This window comes from Nonomuraea lactucae (assembly GCF_003313395.1).
Lineage (GTDB): Bacteria > Actinomycetota > Actinomycetes > Streptosporangiales > Streptosporangiaceae > Nonomuraea > Nonomuraea lactucae.
Genome location: NZ_QNFZ01000567.1, coordinates 1 through 1,883, shown reverse-complemented (window position 1 = coordinate 1,883; position 1,883 = coordinate 1). Strand labels below are relative to the sequence as shown.

The 1,883-nt window shown below is 72.2% G+C and carries 2 protein-coding genes; one reads left to right on the top strand and one right to left on the bottom strand.

Annotated features, from left to right (window positions below):
- Nucleotides 1–438: 438 nt before the first annotated feature.
- Nucleotides 439–1,152, top strand: a complete 714-nt coding sequence (locus DQW85_RS23675; protein ID WP_113702273.1) for a PaaI family thioesterase — start codon at nt 439–441, stop codon at nt 1,150–1,152.
- Nucleotides 1,153–1,263: 111 nt separating this feature from the next.
- Here the strand turns inward: DQW85_RS23675 and DQW85_RS23670 are convergent.
- Nucleotides 1,264–1,883 (bottom strand): alpha/beta fold hydrolase (locus DQW85_RS23670; RefSeq protein WP_162795297.1); only part of this gene is annotated, 620 nt, incomplete at its 5' end.

Here is a 1,883-nt window from a genome sequence, read left to right as displayed (position 1 = left end):
CGTCCGCAGCGCCGGAGCGGTCGCCGCCGCGGGCCGCGCGAGCGCCGCCGCCGGGACGGCCATCGCCCCTGCCGTGATGAGGCTCCTCCGCGTGAGCGTCGTCACTTATAACCCCCAAGTCACATCCATGCAATTTAAGCCCCGTATCTTACGGGTACGGCGGGCTCACCGTCCGCCGCCGTGCGTCACGGAGCCGGCTCGCGGAGGCGCGGGCGGGCCGGTTCCGTCGCGCACTGCGGCTCGCACGGCGCCCGGGCGGGTGTGCGGATCCGTTACCGGCGGGCGGGAAGTTCCGGATGGTTCTGCGGTGTTATGGCGTGTTGTGGGTGATAGGCCGAGGCCTTGCTGGCCTGGGTGTTCCGATTCTTCGGTAATATCGGCGTGCTTAATCTAGAATTCTGGATTTTCAGCGCATCGAACGATATGGGAGGGTGAGGCATGACGACGGCTGCCCTGCAGACCGTGTTGACCGTTCCCGCACGTTTCCGCGGACCGGCGGGGGTCGCCAACGGCGGCTGGATAGCCGGGACCATGGCCGACGCGCTCAGCGACAACCGATCAGCCGTCGAAGTCACGCTGCACGCACCCACGCCCCTCGAGACCGATCTGTGCCTGGAGCACGTCGCCAACACCGTCTCCCTCTCGCACGGCGACCGGCTGCTGGTCGAGGCCATCCCGGTGGCCGAGGACCTGACGGCGCCGGAGTTCGTGTCGTTCACGGACGCGGCGCGGGCGGAGGCCGGGTTCCCCGGGTGGCGCGGGCACGCCTTCCCCGAGTGCTTCGCCTGCGGGCTGCGCGAGCCGGGCGACGGTCTGCGCGTCTTCCCCGGCCCCGTCGAGGGCACGGACCTGGTGGCCGCCGCGTGGCGGGTGCCGTTCACGGTCGCGGAGCAGGACGGCGTCCCGGCCGCCGTCGTGGGGGCGGTGCTCGACTGCGTGACCGGCTGGGCCCACTTCCAGCCCGGCGAGTCGGCCCTGCTCGGTCGGCTGGCCGTACAGATCCACCGGCGCGTCTACCCGGGCGGCGCCTACTCGGTCGTGGCGCGCGCCACCGGGCGCGAGGGGCGCAAGCTGTTCGGCGAGAGCGCGATCTACGAGGTGGACGGCACGCTGGTGGCCGCGGCGCGGGCCACCTGGATCGCTCCACGCTGACCTGAGCTCCACGCTGACCTGAGCTCCACGTGAGCTGACGTGCGCGTGAGCTGACGTGCACGACATGACCTGACCTGGACGTACGTGACCTGACCTGGACGTGACCCGTCGTCAGGCGACGCTCGACGGCCGCTCTCGGGGCTCCGAGGTGAGGCGGTCGGCGAGGAGGGACGTGCAGTGGTCGGCGAACAGGATGGTGTAGTGGTTGCAGTCGGCGACCACCTCGTCGGCGAGCCCCGCGAGCCTGGCTGTCCAGGGGGCGGCCAGTTCGTCGGGCAGCATGCCGACCCCCTGGTCGAGCAGCCCGCGCGGAGCCCGCAGCAGCGACAGCGGCGCCTTGATCGACTCCAGGGCGTGGCCGATCCGGTCATGCTCGGCCAGCAGCCAGCGGCCGTCCTCGCGCACCGCCTCCACCGCGACACGTGAGCGGAGCGCGCCGGGCGGCCCGGTCAGGTCGTAGCGGACGTACGCCTCCACGTCATCGGTCCACCGCCCCGCGAAAGCGGGGTGCGCCCGGAAGAAGGCGACGTACTCCTCAGGCGTGGCGAACGTCCGGCTGAGCCGGTCCATCGCGGGTCCGAGCGTGGCCGCCAGCGCGTCGTCGGGGCCCACGCCGTCGGGCAGCGGCAGCGGCAGGCCGCCGTCGACCAGGACGACGCGGGCGAAGTCGCGCCGGGAGGCGGCCAGCGCGGCGACATACGCGCCCATGGAGTGCCCGGTCAGCACCGCCT

Excerpts from the sequence above, each read along its gene's own strand:
- DQW85_RS23675 (WP_113702273.1), top strand. The coding sequence starts at position 439 with ATGACGACGGCTGCCCTGCAGACCGTGTTGACCGTTCCCGCACGTTTC.